Raw genomic sequence first — 18407 nt, 5'->3', positions numbered from 1 at the left:
GCGAAGTATAATGTGCTAAGGCATTTCATTCCGCATTCCCTCTTGTCGCACTTCATGCCATATGTCGATCTGTTCATATGGTTGATTTGATTTGGGCTGATTTGGGGACGATCGATGGAGTTCTATTTTCCGACTGACCTGGGCGAGCGGCTTGCCTATTGCTCGGCAGCGTTTACGGCCTTGATCGGTCTTATCGTGATGTTCGCGCCGGGCTACACCTATCGCTTTCTTCGGCTGCAGGTGCGCGAAGGGCGATCGGAGGCCTATGCCGAGGCGCGCTCGGCCGGCGGTTTCTATCTCGGTTTCGGGGTGGTCGCGATACTGCTCGCCCAGCCGATGATCTATCTGGCACTCGGAGCGTCGTTTGCGATCGCCGCCTTCGGCCGGATTCTCTCGATCATGTCCGACCGGGGAAGTGCGTGGCTCAACCTGCTGCTTCTGGTTGTTCAGGTTGCATTGGCCGCTCTACCCCTTCTTTACGGATTTGGTTACATTTGAGCCAAAATCGGGCATGCGCCGGCTGTCATTGCCCGCTCTATCCCCATGGTTCTGAACTTTTGCCATCATAAATTCACTCGAATGGCGTATTCGGCGAATACGCGTGTTGCGAGTCTCAATATCCTATGTTAGACGAACCCCGAATTTCGGATGCGGCAGGAGGAAGCTCCTGTTGATTTCTGGGGGAAATCAAAACGAATTCAAGAGCATGTGGCTTCCGTGCCCCGGAAGCTGAACTCTTGGGTTGAAATCAGGGAATTTTGTGCCCGTGGCAGACACATCCCAGCATATTTCTGGTGTTGCAGAGCGATATGCCTCGTCATTGTTCGAGCTGGCCCTTGAGGAGGGTGCTGTTCCGGCAGTGACCGCCGATCTCGATCGGTTTCAAGCCATGCTGGATGACAGCGGTGATCTGAAGCGTTTCATCTCCAGCCCGGTCTTTTCGGCCGAAGAGCAGGTTGGTGCAGTTCAGGCTCTGGCGACCAAGGCAGGCTTCGGCGCCTATTTTACCAATTTCCTCAAAGTCGTGGCAAAGAACCGGCGCCTTTTTGCGCTGCCGGGCATGGTCAAGGCTTTCCGTATTATTGCCGCGCAACATCGCGGAGAAGTTTCCGCCGAGATCACCTCGGCTCATGCGCTGACGAAGGCGCAGGAAAATGAATTGAAGGCGGCGCTGAAGGGCGTAACCGGCAAGGACGTGGCGATTGCCGTCACGGTCGATCCGTCGATCCTGGGTGGCCTGATCGTTAAGGTCGGTTCGCGTCAGATCGATACGTCCCTTCGCACCAAACTCTCTACCCTTAAGCTTGCATTGAAAGAGGTCGGCTGATGGATATCCGCGCCGCGGAAATTTCCGCAATTCTGAAAGATCAGATTAAAAATTTCGGCCAAGAAGCCGAAGTCTCCGAAGTCGGCCAGGTTCTTTCCGTCGGTGACGGTATCGCCCGCGTCTACGGTCTGGACAATGTCCAGGCTGGCGAAATGGTCGAGTTCCCTGGCGGCATTCGTGGTATGGCCCTGAACCTCGAATCCGACAATGTCGGCGTGGTCATCTTCGGCTCCGACCGCGACATCAAGGAAGGCGACACCGTCAAGCGTACTGGCGCGATCGTCGACGTTCCGGTAGGTCCGGAACTGCTCGGCCGCGTCGTTGACGCCCTCGGCAACCCGATCGACGGCAAGGGCCCGATCAACGCGACCCGCCGTTCGCGCGTCGACGTCAAGGCTCCGGGCATCATTCCGCGCAAGTCGGTTCATGAGCCGATGTCGACCGGCCTCAAGGCCATCGATGCGCTGATCCCGGTCGGCCGCGGCCAGCGCGAGTTGGTCATCGGTGACCGCCAGACCGGCAAGACCGCCATCATTCTCGACACGATCCTGAACCAGAAGGCCATCCACGATGTCGGCCCGGACAGCGAAAAGCTGTACTGCGTCTACGTCGCCGTCGGCCAGAAGCGTTCGACTGTTGCTCAGTTCGTCAAGGTGCTCGAAGAGCGCGGCGCCCTGAAGTACTCGATCATTGTTGCTGCAACGGCGTCCGATCCGGCTCCGATGCAGTTCCTGGCACCGTTTGCCGGTTGCGCCATGGGTGAATATTTCCGCGACAACGGCATGCACGCCCTGATCGGCTATGACGATCTGTCGAAGCAGGCCGTTTCATACCGTCAGATGTCGCTGCTGCTGCGCCGCCCGCCGGGCCGCGAAGCCTATCCGGGCGACGTTTTCTACCTGCATTCGCGTCTCCTTGAGCGCGCTGCTAAGATGAACGACGAATTGGGCGCCGGTTCGCTGACCGCTCTGCCGGTCATCGAAACGCAGGGTAACGACGTTTCTGCCTTCATTCCGACCAACGTGATCTCGATCACCGACGGCCAGATCTTCCTTGAAACCGACCTGTTCTATCAGGGCATCCGTCCGGCCGTTAACGTCGGTCTATCGGTTTCGCGCGTTGGTTCGTCCGCTCAGATCAAGGCGATGAAGCAGGTTGCCGGCTCGATCAAGGGCGAACTCGCCCAGTATCGCGAAATGGCAGCCTTCGCTCAGTTCGGCTCGGACCTCGATGCCGCAACGCAGCGCCTGCTGAACCGTGGTGCACGCCTGACCGAACTCCTGAAGCAGCCGCAGTTCTCGCCGCTGAAGGTGGAAGAGCAGGTTGCGGTGATCTTCGCCGGCGTCAACGGCTACCTCGACAAGATCGCTGTTCCGCAGATCGGCAAGTTCGAGCAGGGCCTGCTTTCGTACCTCCGCTCGGAAGGCAAGGAACTCCTCGATACGATCCGCACCGAAAAGGCTATCAGCGACGCGACCAAGAGCAAGCTTGTGGCTGCTCTTGACAGCTACGCCAAGTCTTTCGCCTGATCGGACCTCACTTCTAGGACGGATACCGGATGCCTTCACTTAAGGATCTGAAAAACCGGATCGCCTCCGTCAAGGCGACGCAGAAGATCACCAAGGCGATGAAAATGGTCGCCGCGGCGAAGCTTCGGCGTGCCCAGGAGGCGGCTGAGGCCGCACGGCCCTATTCGCAGCGCATGGGCGCCGTTCTTGCCAACATCACGGCTGCCGTCAGCGATGCTGACGGTGCGCCGCTTCTGATGACCGGCACCGGCAAGAGCGATGCGCATCTGCTCGTGGTCTGCACGGCTGAACGCGGCCTTTGCGGCGGCTTCAACTCGCAGATCGCGCGCTTTGCCCGTGATCACGTCCGCAAGCTGCTCGCCGAAGGCAAGACCGTGAAGATCTTCACGGTCGGCAAGAAGGGCTACGATATTCTGCGCCGCGAGTATGCTTCGCTGATCATCGAGCGCAAGGAACTGCGCGACGTCAAGCGCGTTGGCTTCGAGAATGCCGATGCCCTCGGCAAGCGCATCATCGAGATGTTCGAAGCCGGCGAATTTGACGTCTGCACGCTGTTCTATTCCGAGTTCAAGTCGGTAATCAGCCAGGTGCCGACGGGATTGCAGCTTATCCCGGCTTCGGCTCCGGCCGTTGTTGAGGAAGATGCCGCCCATAAGGGCGCTGTTTATGAATACGAGCCGGATGCGGCTTCGATCCTTGCGGACCTGATCCCGCGCAACATCTCGGTCCAGATTTTCCGCGCGCTCCTTGAGAACGTCGCTGGCGAAATGGGCTCCAAGATGAGCGCGATGGACAATGCGACGCGCAATGCCGGTGAAATGATCAACAAACTGACGCTGAGCTACAACCGCCAGCGCCAGGCGCAGATCACCAAGGAATTGATTGAAATCATTTCGGGCGCGGAAGCGCTCTGAGGTTAGGAAAAGAGGGTAAGATTATGGCTGACGCAGCTAAGGCCGCAGTTTCGGTCGGCAAGGTTACGCAGGTTATCGGCGCCGTCGTTGACGTTCATTTCGATGGCGATCTGCCGAAGATCCTGAATGCTCTCGAAACCAGCAACAATGGCAGCCGCCTTGTTCTGGAAGTCGCGCAGCACCTCGGCGAAAACTCGGTCCGCACGATCGCCATGGACTCCACCGAAGGTCTGGTCCGCGGCCAGCCCGTTTCCGACACCGGCGCGCCGATCTCGGTTCCGGTCGGTTACGAAACGCTCGGCCGTATCATGAACGTCATCGGCGAGCCGGTTGACGAAGCCGGTCCGCTGATCACCGCTACCAAGCGCTCGATCCACCAGGAAGCTCCGTCTTACGTCGAGCAGTCCACCGAAGGCCAGATCCTGGTCACCGGCATCAAGGTCGTCGACCTGCTCGCACCTTACGCAAAGGGCGGCAAGATCGGCCTGTTTGGCGGCGCTGGCGTCGGCAAGACCGTTCTGATCATGGAATTGATCAACAACGTCGCCAAGGCGCATGGTGGTTACTCGGTATTCGCAGGCGTGGGTGAACGTACCCGCGAAGGCAACGACCTTTACCACGAAATGATCGAATCCGGCGTCAACAAGCATGGCGGCGGCGAAGGCTCCAAGGCTGCGCTGGTTTACGGCCAGATGAACGAACCGCCGGGCGCCCGCGCTCGCGTCGCTCTGACCGGTCTGACGGTTGCTGAAAACTTCCGCGATGAAGGCCAGGACGTTCTGTTCTTCGTCGACAACATCTTCCGCTTCACCCAGGCGGGTTCGGAAGTGTCGGCTCTGCTCGGCCGTATTCCTTCGGCCGTTGGTTATCAGCCGACGCTTGCTACCGACATGGGTCAGATGCAGGAACGCATCACCACGACGACCAAGGGCTCGATCACCTCGGTTCAGGCCATTTACGTTCCGGCCGACGACTTGACCGACCCGGCGCCGGCTACCTCGTTCGCCCACTTGGACGCAACGACGGTTCTGTCGCGCTCGATCGCTGAAAAGGGTATCTACCCGGCCGTCGACCCGCTCGACTCCACCTCGCGCATGCTCGACCCGCTGGTCGTCGGCGAAGAGCACTATGAAATCGCTCGTAAGGTCCAGTCGACCCTGCAGCGCTACAAGGCTCTCCAGGACATCATCGCGATCCTGGGCATGGACGAATTGTCGGAAGAAGACAAGTTGGCCGTTGCCCGCGCCCGTAAGATCGAACGCTTCCTGTCGCAGCCGTTCTTCGTCGCCGAAATCTTCACCGGTTCGCCGGGCAAGCTCGTCGCTCTCGAAGACACGATCAAGGGCTTCAAGGGCCTGGTCAACGGCGACTACGATCACCTGCCGGAAGCTGCTTTCTACATGGTCGGCTCGATCGAAGAAGCGATCGAAAAGGCCAAGAAGCTGGCTGCCTGATAAGGCCAATCCAACGGCGCGCGGTTTTTCGTGCGCCGTTGCCTTGAAATAAAGACAATCGAGAAGTGACCGGTCATGGCTGACAATTTCAATTTCGAACTGGTGTCTCCGGAGCGTCTGCTTCTGTCGGAGCAGGTCATCGATGTCGTCATTCCCGCCAGCGAAGGCGAGATGACCGTCATGGCCCACCATGCGCCGACCATGACCACGATCAAGCCGGGCGTCGTCAAGGTGCATTCGGCTTCGGGCAAGAAGCAGGATTACGTCGTGTTCGGCGGTTTCGCCGACATTCTGCCGACCGGCTGCACGCTGCTGGCCGAGTCCGCAATCCCGGTTGAAGATCTCAACCAGGATGAGCTGACGCGCCGCATTAATGTCGCCAAGGCCGAACTCGAAGATGCCGAGCATCACGAGCATAAGTCCCGCCTTGAGCATTTCATCATGGAACTCACGCATCTGAGCGGCTCGATCCGGAAGGATTGATCCTAAAGCCCAGTCAGTGGTTCCGAACGAAAGCGGCCTTTCCCGGCCGCTTTTTTGTTGTGCTGCCGAGGCTATTGGTTCGCCAGCAGGTGCCGGTGCAACTGTCCGGCCTCGGGCGAGAGGGTGCGGAAACGTGGCGCGCCAAGATAGTAGCCGAAGCCACTTTCGACCTGGTCGTTGCCGATCGTGACCAGTGCGCCGGAGCGCAGATAGTCTTCGATGAGCCCAAGGCTGCCGAGCGCGATGCCTTCACCCCGCAGAGCTGCTTCGACCGCCATGATATAGGTGGAGAAGGAGAGCCGGGGTCGCGGCAGCTTACCCTTCAACGGATCGCCGACGCGGCCGAACCATTGGCGAAAGCTGATCCAGTGGGCGTTGGCGCGTTCGTAGTCGATCAGATCCAGCCCGGCGATATCGGCCGATGTCAGCGCCTGCGGGTCGAGGCCGCGGCTTGTGAGGTAGTCCGGCGAGGCGATCGGCACCAGCACTTCCTTCATCAGCGGCGTCAGGTTCCAGCGTGGATGTTCGCCGGTGGAGTAGATGATGATGAGATCGTTGGTCTCCGATGCCAGCTCCGAGTGGACGTCCGTGGTCAGCAGGCGCACGGAAATGCCGGGGCTTTCTTTACCGAAGTCTCTGAGCCTCTTCCCGAGCCAGAGATGCGAGATCGAACCGCTGGCGGCGATAGAGATGATCTCACCGGTGCCGGCGCGGAAAGGCTCCAGGCTTTCCTCCAGATATTCGAGTGTTGCCCGCACGCGCTGAGACAGCCGCTCGCCCTCCGGGGTCAGCGCCAGGTTCCGGCCGCGCCGGGTGAAGAGGGTCGCGCCCAGGTGATCCTCAAGCCCCTTTATGCGCCGGCTGACGGCCGCCTGGGTGATGTTCAGCTCACGTCCGGCGCGGGAGAAATTCATGGCGCGGGCCGCGGCATCGAACACGCGGAAGGCTTCCAGCGGTATTTTCTCGAGCATCGTCTCTCCATAACTTCAGATCATCAATATCCCCGATAAATGCTTGGATTTGAAGAGCTGAAATTGTGATGCAGGATGAGGACATCGTAATCGACCGCATTTTCCTGGGTGATCTGCCGTGTCCTTCTCCATTTCCGCCATTCCTGACATCCGCTTTGGTGACGGCGCGCTTGCCGGCCTTGCCACCGCCGTCAAATCCTTCGATGGGGTCGCTGCCACTCTTCTGGTGATCGATGCGTTTCTAGTGCAATCGGGTCTCGCGGACAGGATCAGGGCCGATCTGGCCGAGGCAGGAATCTTGACAGAGGTCTTCTCGGATTTCTCCGGTGAGCCGAAGCTCGCGCATCTTCGTGCAGCGCTTGAGAAGGCCAAGGGCGTGGACATGGTGATCGGCGTCGGTGGCGGCTCGGCCCTGGATATCGCCAAGATCGTCGCCTGCTGCGCCGCTTCCGGCGCCGACCCGATGTTCTACGCTTTGGCCGTCAACCCGCTGCCAAAGACGCCGTTGAAGAAGATTATGGTGCCGACCACCGCCGGCACCGGTTCGGAGACCTCGGCCACCAATATCTTCGCCGGTCCGGAGGGCAAGAAGCTCTGGATCTGGGGTCCGGAAACCAAAGCCGATCTCGTCATTCTCGACCCCGCCCTGACAACGACGCTGCCTGCCAGCCTCACCGCCTGGTGCGGCCTCGACGCCTTCATTCATGCCTTCGAGGCGGCGACCAATCGCAACACCCATCGCGGCGCGCAGTTTTATGCGCATCAGGCGCTGCGGCTGATCACCGGCTCGCTGGAGACGGCGGTAAGAGAGCCCGGCAACCTCGAGGCGCGCGGCGATGTGCTGCTCGGCTCCTGCTTCGCCGGCATCGCCATCGACAATTGCGGCACGGCGATCGCGCATAATATCAGCCATGCGCTGGCCGGCCTTGCACCGGTCCACCATGGGCTGGCGACAGCGCTCGGCTTCGAGACAACGCTACCGTGGCTGGTCGAGGCGAATACGGATGAGCTCAATGCCGCCGCGAAAGCCTGCGGTCTTGAAAGTGCTGCCGCGCTTCCCGCCTGCGTCTCCGGCTGGATGGATCGCTGCGGCATCGTCCGCGCCCTGCCGTCCGCCTTCAAGCCCTTCGATGCGGCCGATCTTGCGCAGGAAATGCGCGCGCCGGAAAACCAGCCGATGCGGCGTTCGACCGTCCGCGATGTGACGGATGCCGAGATCGACCGTTTCGCCGCCGCCGTCATGGCGCTGCCGAAAGGAATCTGAGATGACCAAGGACTATACGCGCGACTATTGGGAGAATGTTCTCTCCGGCCTGAAGCTTGAGGGGCGGCATTTTATCGACGGCGCCTATCGCACCTCCTCCTCCGGCGATACCTTCACCCGCATCCGCCCGATGGACGGCAAGCCCGGCGCGCAGCTGGCGCGCGGCAACGCCGCCGATATCGACGCTGCCGTCGCTGCTGCCCGCGCTGCCTTTGAAAGCGGCGTCTGGCGCAAGAAGGAGCCGCTGGAAAAGAAGAGGATCATGCTGAAATGGGCCGAGCTGATCCGTGCCCATGGCGAGGAGCTCGCCATGCTGGAGACGCTGGATGTCGGCAAGCCGGTCATGGCGTCGCTCACCGTCGATGTCCGCCTCTGCGCCGACGGCATCCAGTTCTATGGAGAGATGATCGACAAGATCTATGACGAGATCGCGCCGACCGGCCCGAATGCCCACGCTCTCGTGCGCAAGGTGCCGCTCGGCGTCATCGGCGCGATCACACCCTGGAACTATCCGATGATCATCGATGCCTGGAAGCTTGGGCCAGCGATCGCCGCTGGCAATTCCGTGGTGTTGAAGCCGGCGGAGCAATCCTCGCTCTCGGCCATCCGGCTTGCTGAGCTCGGCTTCGAAGCGGGCTTGCCCGCCGGTGTCCTCAATGTCGTCACCGGCTATGGTGAGGAGACGGGCAAGGCGCTGGCGCTGCACATGGATGTCGACATGATCGCCTTCACCGGCTCGACCGAGGTCGGCAAGCTGATCATGGGCTACGCGGCGCAATCGAACGTCAAGCGCGTGGCGCTGGAGCTTGGCGGCAAGTCGCCGCTGGTCGTCTTCGAAGACGCGGATCTCGATGCGGCGGCGAGCGCGGTTGCCTGGGGCTGTTTCTACAATTCCGGCGAGACCTGCCATGCCTCGACGCGGCTGATCGTGCAGCGGTCGATACAGGATAAGCTGATCGCCAAGATCGAGGTGGTGACGCGCTCCGACATCGCGCTGAAGCATCCGCTTGATCCGACCGCACAGATCGGCGCGCTGATCGAGGAAGAGCATATGAACAAGGTGCTTTCGATGATCGCTACCGGCGAGAAGGAAGGCGCGCGACGGGCCTTCGGCGCTGAGCGCGTACTCAGCGAAACCGGTGGCTATTATGTCTCGCCCGGCGTCTTCGTCGACATGACCAACGACATGAGCCTGGCACGGCAGGAGATTTTCGGGCCGGTGCTCGCGGCCATTCCCTTCGATACCGAAGAGGAGGCGCTGAAGATCGCCAACGATACGATCTATGGTCTCGCCGGCGCCGTCTTCACCAAAGATATGGACCGCGCCCATCGTTTTTCCGAGGCGATCCATGCGGGTACGGTGTGGATCAATACCTATGACATGTCGAATTTCGCCACGCCCTTCGGCGGCTTTAAGCAATCCGGTTTCGGCCGCGACCGCTCGGTGCACGCGATCGACAAATATTGCGACTACAAGACCATCTGGCAGCAATTCGGCTGAGGTTTGCGGGGAGGCACTATCATGAGCAAGATCGTTTCCATCGAGATCAGCCATCACCGGTTGCCGCTCGATCCGCCGTTCAAGGCGAGCTGGGACGGCCGGCCGCGCCGGAATTTCGACGCGACGATCGTCCGTGTTCGCGATGACGAGGGTCGCGAAGGCATTGGCTCCGGCGACCTGATGAAGGGTTTCGAGGGGCACGAGGATCTGTTCATCGGTGAGGATCCGCGCCATCTCGAGCGCCACTACGAAGTCCTGTCGCACATCAATTTTCACTATGGCCGCTGCTGGCCGATGGATCTGGCGCTGTGGGACCTCTCCGGCAAGATCACCGGGGAGCCGGTCTGGCGCATGCTTGGCGGCCGTGCCAGCCGCGTGCGGCTCTACGCCTCCTCCGGCGTCCTGCGTGAGCCTGCCGCAATGGCGGAGCAGGCGGAGCGCTATATCGCTGAAGGCTTTCCGGCGATGAAAGTGCGCTTTTCCTCATCGTCAGGTGGCCGCAGCAGCTGGCGCGACGATGTAAAGGCGCTGGAGGCGGTCCGCGCCCGGGTTGGCGACCGGCTGGAGCTTATGGTCGATTGTAACCAGGGTTGGCGCATGCCCTGGGACACGACGTTGTCCTGGACCTTCAAGGATGCGCTGACGGTGGCAAGGGAGCTGGAACGGCTCGGCGTCTACTGGATGGAAGAGCCGCTGCACCGCTCCGACCGCAAGGGCATGAAGGAGCTGAAGCAGGCGACATCGCTGCGCATCGCCGGCGGCGAGATGACGCGCGAGCTTTATGAATTTCGCGATATCATCGAGGAACGCGCCTTCGATGTCGTCCAGCCCGACGTGGCGCTGGTCGGCGGTATCACCGGCTGCCGGCGTCTGGCCTATCAGGCGCGCGAGGCGGGTGTGCAATTCACCCCGCACTCCTGGACGAACGGTATCGGTGTGTTGGCGAACGCCCATTTGAGCGCTGGCGCCGGCGATGTGGGCTGGCTCGAATATCCCTATGACAATCCGGAATGGAGCGAGGCGCGACGCGACTATCCGATGGCATCGCCGCTCAAGCATCAGAGTGGCTGGTTGGATCTTGGAGAGGCGCCGGGTCTTGGGGTTGTTCTCGATGAGGAACGCTTGAAAGCCACGCGTATCTGACGGGATGCTCGGCAACCCTAGTCGAGCTTCTTTGCCGTCCAGCGGTTTCCGTTGGGCGGCCTTTTTATCAGGCTTGGACGATCTTGCTTGCCGATTGCTCGCGGGCGCGAGCCCAGCGCATGACGGGGCGCTCCAGAAAGACATAGCTGAGGGTACCGATCGCAAAGATTATGACGGTCGCGATGAGGCTTGAGATGAACCACCCACCGAACACGTCATCGGAGCCGGTCCCGAAGGTCCAGGGGAACAGCTTCTTCATCAACAACAAGACGATATCCTGCCAGATATAGACGCCGAAGGAGACAGTGGCGATATAGCGGCTGAGACGATTGTCGAGAACGTGGCGGAGGGCGATCGATTGCGGCAGGGCGCAGAGGGCGCCGGCAACGGCGAGCGGAAAGACCGGAAAGCGGTAGGGAATGCCGAGCCAGCCGTAACCTTCCCAGCTACCGCTGACGGATATCCAGATTTCGGCGATGCCGATGACCATAGCGAAGCTGGCCAGGACATCGTAGAGCAGCGAGCGCTTGCTGGGGATCATGGTCTGGATGCCCGCCGCCAGGGCGCCGATGGCAAAGATCGCAAAGAAACCAATCGGATTATAGCGTGGCATCCACTCCTTGGCGCCGCCCTGGAAGCCATGCTCCCAGCCCCGACCGACGCTGTCGAGCGGGATATGGGTGACGATCAGCCAATGGCCCAGAAGGGCTAAAGCGATGACGCCGAGCCAGAACATACGGGCAGGCAGGGCAGTGCGCAGTCTCAGGGCTGGGCTGAAGAGCAGCAGGAAAGCGATCGGCAGTAGCACATAGCAGGTCGTTTCGAAGGGGATGGACCAAAGAGGCCCGTTATCCTCTACCGGGAAGAAAGTGCGCCAATGCCACTGGCTCATCAGGAAGAAACCGGAGACGTAGCGCCCGGCCAGTTCGCGATCGAGCGGAAAATCATAGACAGTGAAACTCAAGATGAAGCCGACCGTCAGGGCAAACCAGAAGCCCGGCAGGATGCGGGCGGCCCGGCGCATGGCGTAGATTGTCAGCGAAGGCGGCGGCAAGCCCTTGTCCAGCGCCAGCCAGAAGGGCCGCGACAGCAGAAAGCCGCTGAGCACAAAGAAGACCGAGACGCCGTAATTGCCGAAGCGTGCGAGAATGAGCGGCAGGGCCAGGGCATCGGGGAGGTAGCTGAAGTCCATTCGCAGCACGAGATGATGGGCAAGCACCATCAGGCACGCTACAGCGCGCACGAAATCCGCTCCTCCCAGCCGCGTCTCTTTCTCCATCCTCGTCCCTCTGGAACCGCTTAGATATTGGGTTAGGCCATCGAGGCGGCGTCGGCAAGGGTGTGGCTTGATCGACGGAGGAGGAGAAAGACGCCCGGGCGTATGCGGCGCAGGCCCGGGCGCCGAGCCGGTCTTCCGTACCTGCCAGAAACGGAAGAGCGGTGTTGGCTATTGTGGACGAACGCTTAAGCCGCGACGGAGCGATAGGGGCGTGTCTCCCGGGCGGGCTTCAATGCCGCGCTCCACCAATGCAGCCGTGCGATCATCCGCACCAGCGATTGGCGCGCCTCGATCGGGTTTTCGAGAGAACCGTCTTCGGCGAAGCGGCCCCAGGGATTGGCGAAGCTGACGGTGTCGCGCACGGTGACCGCGTGCAATTCCGCAAACACCAGCCGCAATTGTTCGACTGCGCGCAGCCCACCGGAAATGCCGCCATAGGAAACGAAAGCGACCGGCTTGCCCTGCCATGGCTCGTAGACGAGATCGAGCACGAATTTCAGCGAGGCCGTGAAGCTGTGATTGTATTCCGGAGTGACGACGATGAAGGCATCGGCGTCCGAGAGCCGCGCGGCAAGCGCCGCCACCGCCGGATGTTCGCCGTCATGGTGAACCGGCAGGCCGAAATCGAGCGGATCGATGACGTCGATGTCGATGAGCGGATAGTGCGCCAGTTCCCGGACGACCCAATTGACCACGCGGTCGCATAGCCGGCCCTTGCGGGTGCTGCCGTAGAGGATTGCCAGGCGGGTGGGTTCTGTCATGCGTTGCTCCTGCTTTACGCGCTTCGGAGCAAGAGCTATAAAACCTCAAGTAAAGTTGAGGTCAATAGTCTGTCATGACAAAAATAGACTCTGAAACATTTTCCAGATTGTTGACGGTGGGCGAGGTGGCGGCACGTAGCGGCGTTGCCGTCTCGGCGCTGCATTTCTACGAGGCAAAGGGGCTGATCGAGAGCCACCGCAGTCGTGGCAACCAGCGGCGTTACGCCCGCGAGGTACTGCGCCGCGTGGCGGTGATCAAGGTGGCGCAGCGCGTGGGTATCCCGCTTGCCGAGATCCAGGCAGCGCTCGACACGCTGCCGCAAAGCCGGACGCCGACGGGTGCCGACTGGCGGGATCTATCGGCGCAATGGAAGAACGATCTGGATGCGCGGATCAGGCGACTGCAAGGCCTGCGCGACCAGCTCGACGGCTGCATTGGCTGCGGCTGTCTTTCGATGCAAAGCTGTCCGTTGCGCAATCCCTGGGATGTGCTGGCCGAGGAAGGGCCGGGACCGAGATTACTCGATCCCGAAGGGTAAGGGGGTGGGAACTTATGCGTGGACCCGCGTGCCGGCCATGTAGTCGTCCAGCGCAGCGGCCTGGTCTTTCGAGAGGTACAGGCCCTTCTTCGAACGGCGCCAGAGGACATCGGCGGCGGTGTAGGCCCATTCATGTGCCATCAGATAGCGCACTTCCGCCTCGTAGAGATCGCTGCCGAAGCTGCGGCCGAGATCGGCGATGGTTTTTGCGTCTCCGAGGATCATGGTGGCGCGGGTGCCGTAGCGGCGCACCAGCCGGCGGGCGTGCGGGTCGGTGAGGAAGGGATAACGCGCCTTCAGCTTGACCACTTCGGCTTCGTAACCCGTGGCCGGGAAATCGCCGCCGGGTAGGGAGCTCTTGGCCGTCCATGGCGTGCCCTTGAGGCCGATGGCTTCGCCGATCTTTTCCAGCGCATGTTCGCTCAAGCGACGATAGGTGGTGAGCTTGCCGCCGAACACGTTGAGCAGCGGTGCCTGACCTTCCGCGCCCTCGACCTTCAGCACGTAGTCGCGGGTCGCTTCCTGCGCCTTGGTGGCGCCGTCGTCATAGAGCGGACGCACGGCGGAATAGGTCCAGACGATATCCTCGGGGCGAACCGGCTCCTTGAAATATTCGCTGGCGGCGTTGCAGAGATAGGTGGTTTCCTCTTCGGAAATCCTCACATCCTTCGGATCGTCCTTATAGTCGCGGTCCGTCGTGCCGATCAGGGTGAAGTCCTGTTCGTAGGGGATGGCGAAGATGATGCGATTATCCGGATTCTGGAAGAAATAGGCGCGCGGATCGTTGAATTTTTTGCGGACGACGATGTGGCTGCCTTGCACCAGGCGGACATTGTGGGCCTGGTTGGTGCCGAAGGCGTCGGAGAGGACATGATCGACCCAGGGGCCGGCGGCATTGATCAGCATACGCGACTTGAAGAGGCGCTTCTCGCCGGTGACGGTGTCCTCAGTTTCGATCGTCCAGAGGGCGCCGTCGCGGCGGGCCGATATGACCTTGGTGCGCGGCATGATCGTGGCACCGCGATCGGCGGCGTCGCGGGCGTTGAGCACGACCATGCGGGCGTCATCCACCCAGCCGTCGGAATATTCGAAGGCCTTGGTGAACAGCGACTTCAGCGGTTTGCCCGCTGGATCGGTCTTCATGTCGAGCGTCGCCGTCGGTGGCAGCAGCTTGCGGCCGCCGAGATGGTCGTAAAGGAAAAGGCCGAGGCGGATGAGCCAGGCCGGACGGATGCCGCCCTTGTGATAAGGCAGGACGAAACGCATCGGCCAGATGATGTGCGGCGCCATCGCCCAGAGCACTTCGCGCTCCATCAGTGATTCGCGCACCAGGCGGAATTCGTAATGTTCGAGATAGCGCAGGCCGCCGTGGATCAGCTTGGTGGCGCCGGACGAGGTGCCGGAGGCGAAATCGTTCATTTCGGCAAGCGCGACCTTGTAGCCGCGCCCGACGGCGTCACGGGCGATGCCGCAGCCGTTGATGCCGCCGCCAATGACGAAAATGTCGTGGATCTGCTCGCTCACGCGCCCCTCCGCAAAGCCCCCGCCATCTTGGAAGATGGATAATTCGAAAATCAATCCATCTAAAGCGAAATCAATACGAATGTCAAACGAACGTTTCTTGATGGGCTCTGCGTATGGTCAACTCTGCCGGCGTGCGGTTTCGACCAGGCGAACGCCGTGTTCGGCGGCGGCGATACGCACGGATTCGATCCGACATTCGTCGGTGACGAAGGTATGGACCTGCGACAGATGGCCGATGCGGACCGGGGCGGTGCGTTCGAACTTGGTGCTGTCGGCCACCAGGATGACATGGCGGGCATTGGCGATGATCGCCTGCGCCACTTTCACTTCGCGGAAATCGAAATCGAGAAGCGCGCCGTCGGCATCGATGGCGGAGGTGCCGATGACGGCATAGTCCACCTTGAACTGCCGGATGAAATCAACCGCCGCCTCGCCGACAATGCCGCCGTCCGAGCCGCGCACGACGCCGCCGGCGATGACGACCTCGATCGATGGAAAAATCCGCAACTTATTGGCAACATTGATATTGTTGGTGATAACCATCAATTCGTGATGACCGAGAAGAGCCTCGCCGACCGCTTCGGTCGTCGTACCGATATTGATGAAAAGCGAGCTGTTATTGGGAATGAGCCCGGCAGCAGCCCGGCCGATCGCCTGCTTTTCCGGGGCGGCGATAGAGCGGCGTGCTTCATATTTGACGTTTTCCGTGCCGCCCGGAAAAATCGCACCACCGTGGACCCGCGACAGGACACGTCCGTCGCAGAGATCGTTCAGGTCCTTGCGGATGGTCTGCGGTGTCACGGAAAAGCGCGACGCCAGTTCTTCCACCAGCACGCGCCCCTCAGTCTTGGCGATCTCCAGAATCTCTGTTTGCCGTCCCGATAGGAACATAATCTGCGCTCCCTTTCTTTCGTTTTTTCATCATCATATGATAAAGTGAAAATTCCGCAATTGTCGGTGCGCGGATTCTGCGATTTGAGAGGGCCATCATGTTTCATCCGAAGCTATTCGAAAATCGCAACGTCGTGATCACCGGCGCCGGCCGCGGCATCGGGCTGGAGGTGGCGCGGCAGTTTCTCGATTGCGGTGCGCGCGTTCTCGTCCATGTCGGGCGTGACGGCAAACGCGAGCTGCCGGATTTTCTGCTGGAGGCCGAACTCGATCGCCGCGCTTTTCTCATTCCGGCCGACTTTAGCAGCGAGAACGGCACGAAGGATTTCGCCGCTGCGGCTGCGGGCGTGTTCGACCGTATCGACGTGCTGGTCAACAATGCCGGCACCATGCTCGGCCGCTTTCCCGCCGGTGAATTGACCGACGAGCAATATGGCCGGATCGTCCAGCTCAACCAGACCTCCGTTGTAGAGGTGACAAGGGCCTTGCTGCCGCAGCTCAGGAGCGCCGGGCAGGCGGCGATCGTCAATACGGTGTCGATCTCGGCGCTCACCGGCGGCAGTCCGGGATCGGCGATCTATTCCGCCTCCAAGGCTTTCGTCGCCACCTATTCGAAAGCGCTGGCGCGGGAGCTGGCGCCGGACGGCATCCGGGTGAACTGCGTGTCGCCGGGAACCATCGCCACCGATTTCCACGAGCGTTATTCCTCGAAGGAGAAGCTGGAGCAGACACGCCGGTCTATTCCATTGCAGCGCCTGGGCACGGCGGAAGATTGCGCGCCCACCTATCTTTTCCTGGCGGCGCCGAGCTTATCCGGCTACATCACCGGGCAGGTGATCGAGATTAATGGCGGGCAGCTTATCTGCTGATAAAATGGACCTTTTTTGGTGCTCCGCCATTTTTTGAACGGGCACCCAATTCATAATATTATACGCATATCTGTATGCGAATTTATCGCCTGAGGCTGTCCTATGTCGTTGTCTCCACCGCCTGGCGGTATTACGGAGCATAGTGTTGAAGAACTGAACGCGAGGGCCAGACGGGCGAGCGTTTTGTTGAAGGCCCTGTCGCACGAGACACGCCTGATCATTCTCTTCCTGTTGGCCAAGCAAGAAAAGACCGTGATGGAGATCGAGGCTATCCTCGGTCTGCAGCAGGCGGTGGTGTCGCAGCATCTGGCGCGGCTGCGGCTGGAGAAGCTGGTCGAAACACGCCGCGAGGGCCGGCTCGTCTATTATGCTGTCGCCGGTACCGAAATCTGCGACGTGGTCGAATCGCTGCGGGAGGTTTTCTGCGGTTTCGATTCCTGATCGTGGCGGCAGGAGATGCTTGCCGCGTACGGATTGCAGAGCTTTCCATCGTTCGAGATAGACGGAACCGATGATGACCCGCGATAAACTCTTTTTACTGCGCCCCGATTTTGAGGACCCCGCTTATCCCGGCCGGCGCTTCTATTGCTGGCATTGTGCCTTGATGGAAGGGGTTCTGGCGTCATTTCCCGCGCTGGCACAACGGCTTGATGTCGAGCGGGTTGCGTGGCCGCGGCCAAGGCTTCCCGTCATCGCGTTGGTCGGGGAGGGAAATCAGTCTCTGCCGCTGCTGGTGTTGGCGGATGGTGAAACGTCGAAATATCAAACCGGCGTGTTTGAGGGGCGTGCCTTCATTTCCGACAAGGACAAGATCCTTGCCGCACTTTCCGAGCGGCATGGGTTTCCCGATCCTCATCCGTGAGTGGGAACCCGGCGATCTGATCTGAAAGGGAAGGCTGTGGCCTCTGTTGGTTCCGCCTCTCCTTTTCCAATGTTGCGCTCATGCCTTGGGCCGTTTAACTCTTCCTCTCGGGAGAGTTGAATGATCGACAAGCTGGAATTCTTCATCGCGCTTGCCAACCAGAAGCATTTCGGCCGTGCCGCGGAGGAATGCGGTGTGACGCAGCCGACCTTGTCGGCGGCGATCCGGCAGCTGGAGGATCAGCTCGGGGTCATGCTTGTCAGTCGTGGCTCCCGCTTCCAGGGGTTGACCCCGGAAGGGCAGCGGGTGCTCGAATGGGCGCGGCGGATCGTTGGTGACGCCAGGACGATGCGCGAGGAGATGCGGGCGGCGCACAAGGGCCTTGCCGGCCATATCCGTATCGCGGCTATCCCAACGGCGCTTGCCATGGTGCCGAAGATCACCGCGCCGTTTCAGGAGCGGCATCCCGATGTCACCTTCTCCATCATCTCGCGCAATTCGCTGCAGGTGCTGAGCCTGCTCGAAAATCTCGAGATCGATGCCGGCATCACCTATCTGGAAAACGAGCCGCTTGGGCGCGTCACTAGCGTGCCGCTTTATGCCGAGCGTTATCATCTGATCACGGCGGCGGGCAGTCCGCTCTCCGAGCGCGCGAGTGTGACCTGGAAAGAAGTCGGAGATCTTCGGCTTTGTCTATTGACCGCAGACATGCAGAACCGCCGCATCATCAATCGGCACCTTGCCGAAGCCGGCGCGACGGCCAGACCGACGCTGGAATCCAATTCGATGATCGTGTTGTTTTCCCATGTCCAGACCGGGCGCTGGGCGAGCATCATGCCGAAGAATATCGCCGATTCCTTCGGTTTTCCCGCCGATATTCGCAAGATCCCGATCACCGAGCCGGATGCCGAACATCTCGTCGGCCTGGTCGCCACCCATCGTGAGCCGTTTACCCCGCTCGTCTCGGCCCTGTTGCACGAGGCGCGATTGCTCGCGGAGAGCGATAAAGGTCGATAGGAATTTTCTATCGTTTGACGAGACTGCCTTATTGATCCCTCGCTTCTTCCCTGCGACTCTCTGAATGTAGGCCCGCGTC

The 18407-nt window shown here is 60.7% G+C and carries 19 protein-coding genes; 14 read left to right on the top strand and 5 right to left on the bottom strand.

Annotated features, from left to right (window positions below):
- Positions 1-114: 114 nt before the first annotated feature.
- The 6 genes from PMI03_RS04015 (at position 115) to PMI03_RS03990 (ending at position 5707) form a co-directional block, all read left to right on the top strand.
- A complete protein-coding gene (locus tag PMI03_RS04015; RefSeq protein ID WP_007690122.1) occupies positions 115-498 on the top strand; it encodes a DUF4345 family protein in 384 nt (127 codons plus the stop codon).
- A 262-nt stretch (positions 499-760) separates the two neighbouring features.
- Positions 761-1327, top strand: a complete 567-nt coding sequence (locus tag PMI03_RS04010) for a F0F1 ATP synthase subunit delta (protein WP_007690120.1) — start codon at positions 761-763, stop codon at positions 1325-1327.
- The gene (gene atpA, locus PMI03_RS04005) at positions 1327-2856 is read left to right on the top strand and encodes a F0F1 ATP synthase subunit alpha (RefSeq protein WP_007690115.1); all 1530 of its coding nucleotides are present in this window, start codon (positions 1327-1329) and stop codon (positions 2854-2856) included. Before PMI03_RS04010 ends, atpA begins: the two co-directional genes overlap by 1 nt.
- 29 nt (positions 2857-2885) lie before the next feature.
- On the top strand, positions 2886-3770 hold the full coding sequence (locus tag PMI03_RS04000; RefSeq protein ID WP_007690114.1) for a F0F1 ATP synthase subunit gamma: 885 nt from the start codon (positions 2886-2888) through the stop codon (positions 3768-3770).
- Between the two features lie 23 nt (positions 3771-3793).
- Positions 3794-5224, top strand: coding sequence for a F0F1 ATP synthase subunit beta (atpD, locus tag PMI03_RS03995; RefSeq protein ID WP_007690112.1), 1431 nt, complete (start codon positions 3794-3796; stop codon positions 5222-5224).
- Between the two features lie 75 nt (positions 5225-5299).
- On the top strand, positions 5300-5707 hold the full coding sequence (locus PMI03_RS03990) for a F0F1 ATP synthase subunit epsilon (protein ID WP_007690109.1): 408 nt from the start codon (positions 5300-5302) through the stop codon (positions 5705-5707).
- A 71-nt stretch (positions 5708-5778) separates the two neighbouring features.
- Here PMI03_RS03990 and PMI03_RS03985 read toward each other — a convergent pair whose 3' ends face one another.
- Positions 5779-6678, bottom strand: a complete 900-nt coding sequence (locus PMI03_RS03985; RefSeq protein WP_007690107.1) for a LysR substrate-binding domain-containing protein — start codon at positions 6676-6678, stop codon at positions 5779-5781.
- 118 nt (positions 6679-6796) lie between these two features.
- Between PMI03_RS03985 and PMI03_RS03980 the strand changes: the two genes are divergently transcribed.
- Genes PMI03_RS03980 through PMI03_RS03970 form a run of 3 tightly spaced genes read left to right on the top strand, consistent with a single transcriptional unit; the run spans position 6797 to position 10586 of the window.
- Positions 6797-7942 carry an iron-containing alcohol dehydrogenase gene (locus PMI03_RS03980; RefSeq protein WP_007690105.1) on the top strand — a complete coding sequence of 382 codons (1146 nt, stop codon included), beginning with the start codon at positions 6797-6799 and terminating at the stop codon, positions 7940-7942.
- A 1-nt stretch (position 7943) separates the two neighbouring features.
- Positions 7944-9443, top strand: a complete 1500-nt coding sequence (locus PMI03_RS03975; protein ID WP_007690102.1) for an aldehyde dehydrogenase — start codon at positions 7944-7946, stop codon at positions 9441-9443.
- Between the two features lie 21 nt (positions 9444-9464).
- On the top strand, positions 9465-10586 hold the full coding sequence (locus PMI03_RS03970; protein WP_007690100.1) for a mandelate racemase/muconate lactonizing enzyme family protein: 1122 nt from the start codon (positions 9465-9467) through the stop codon (positions 10584-10586).
- Between the two features lie 67 nt (positions 10587-10653).
- Here PMI03_RS03970 and PMI03_RS03965 read toward each other — a convergent pair whose 3' ends face one another.
- Both PMI03_RS03965 and PMI03_RS03960 read right to left on the bottom strand, forming a co-directional pair.
- Positions 10654-11865 (bottom strand): acyltransferase, encoded by a 1212-nt coding sequence (locus tag PMI03_RS03965; RefSeq protein ID WP_007690099.1) that lies wholly within the window; start codon positions 11863-11865, stop codon positions 10654-10656.
- A 185-nt stretch (positions 11866-12050) separates the two neighbouring features.
- Positions 12051-12626 carry an NADPH-dependent FMN reductase gene (locus PMI03_RS03960; RefSeq protein ID WP_007690097.1) on the bottom strand — a complete coding sequence of 192 codons (576 nt, stop codon included), beginning with the start codon at positions 12624-12626 and terminating at the stop codon, positions 12051-12053.
- Positions 12627-12700: 74 nt separating this feature from the next.
- Here PMI03_RS03960 and soxR point away from each other — a divergent pair, with 74 nt between their 5' ends.
- Positions 12701-13165 (top strand): redox-sensitive transcriptional activator SoxR, encoded by a 465-nt coding sequence (gene soxR, locus PMI03_RS03955; RefSeq protein WP_007690096.1) that lies wholly within the window; start codon positions 12701-12703, stop codon positions 13163-13165.
- A gap of 12 nt (positions 13166-13177) precedes the next feature.
- Here the strand turns inward: soxR and glpD are convergent, their stop codons facing one another.
- Positions 13178-14689: a glycerol-3-phosphate dehydrogenase gene (gene glpD, locus PMI03_RS03950; protein WP_007690095.1), complete on the bottom strand. Its 1512-nt coding sequence runs from the start codon at positions 14687-14689 to the stop codon at positions 13178-13180.
- Positions 14690-14806: 117 nt separating this feature from the next.
- A complete protein-coding gene (locus tag PMI03_RS03945; RefSeq protein WP_007690094.1) occupies positions 14807-15580 on the bottom strand; it encodes a DeoR/GlpR family DNA-binding transcription regulator in 774 nt (257 codons plus the stop codon).
- A 98-nt stretch (positions 15581-15678) separates the two neighbouring features.
- Here PMI03_RS03945 and PMI03_RS03940 point away from each other — a divergent pair, with 98 nt between their 5' ends.
- From PMI03_RS03940 to PMI03_RS03925, 4 genes are all read left to right on the top strand, one after another.
- Positions 15679-16449: an SDR family NAD(P)-dependent oxidoreductase gene (locus PMI03_RS03940; RefSeq protein WP_007690093.1), complete on the top strand. Its 771-nt coding sequence runs from the start codon at positions 15679-15681 to the stop codon at positions 16447-16449.
- A 102-nt stretch (positions 16450-16551) separates the two neighbouring features.
- Positions 16552-16890: a helix-turn-helix transcriptional regulator gene (locus tag PMI03_RS03935; protein WP_007690092.1), complete on the top strand. Its 339-nt coding sequence runs from the start codon at positions 16552-16554 to the stop codon at positions 16888-16890.
- A gap of 73 nt (positions 16891-16963) precedes the next feature.
- A complete protein-coding gene (locus PMI03_RS03930; protein WP_007690089.1) occupies positions 16964-17311 on the top strand; it encodes a DUF3088 domain-containing protein in 348 nt (115 codons plus the stop codon).
- A 120-nt stretch (positions 17312-17431) separates the two neighbouring features.
- Positions 17432-18328 (top strand): LysR family transcriptional regulator, encoded by an 897-nt coding sequence (locus tag PMI03_RS03925; RefSeq protein ID WP_007690087.1) that lies wholly within the window; start codon positions 17432-17434, stop codon positions 18326-18328.
- Positions 18329-18407 lie beyond the last annotated feature (79 nt).

It is taken from the genome of Rhizobium sp. AP16, from assembly GCF_000281735.1.
GTDB lineage: Bacteria > Pseudomonadota > Alphaproteobacteria > Rhizobiales > Rhizobiaceae > Rhizobium > Rhizobium rhizogenes.
This window is presented reverse-complemented; position numbering and strand designations above follow the sequence as displayed.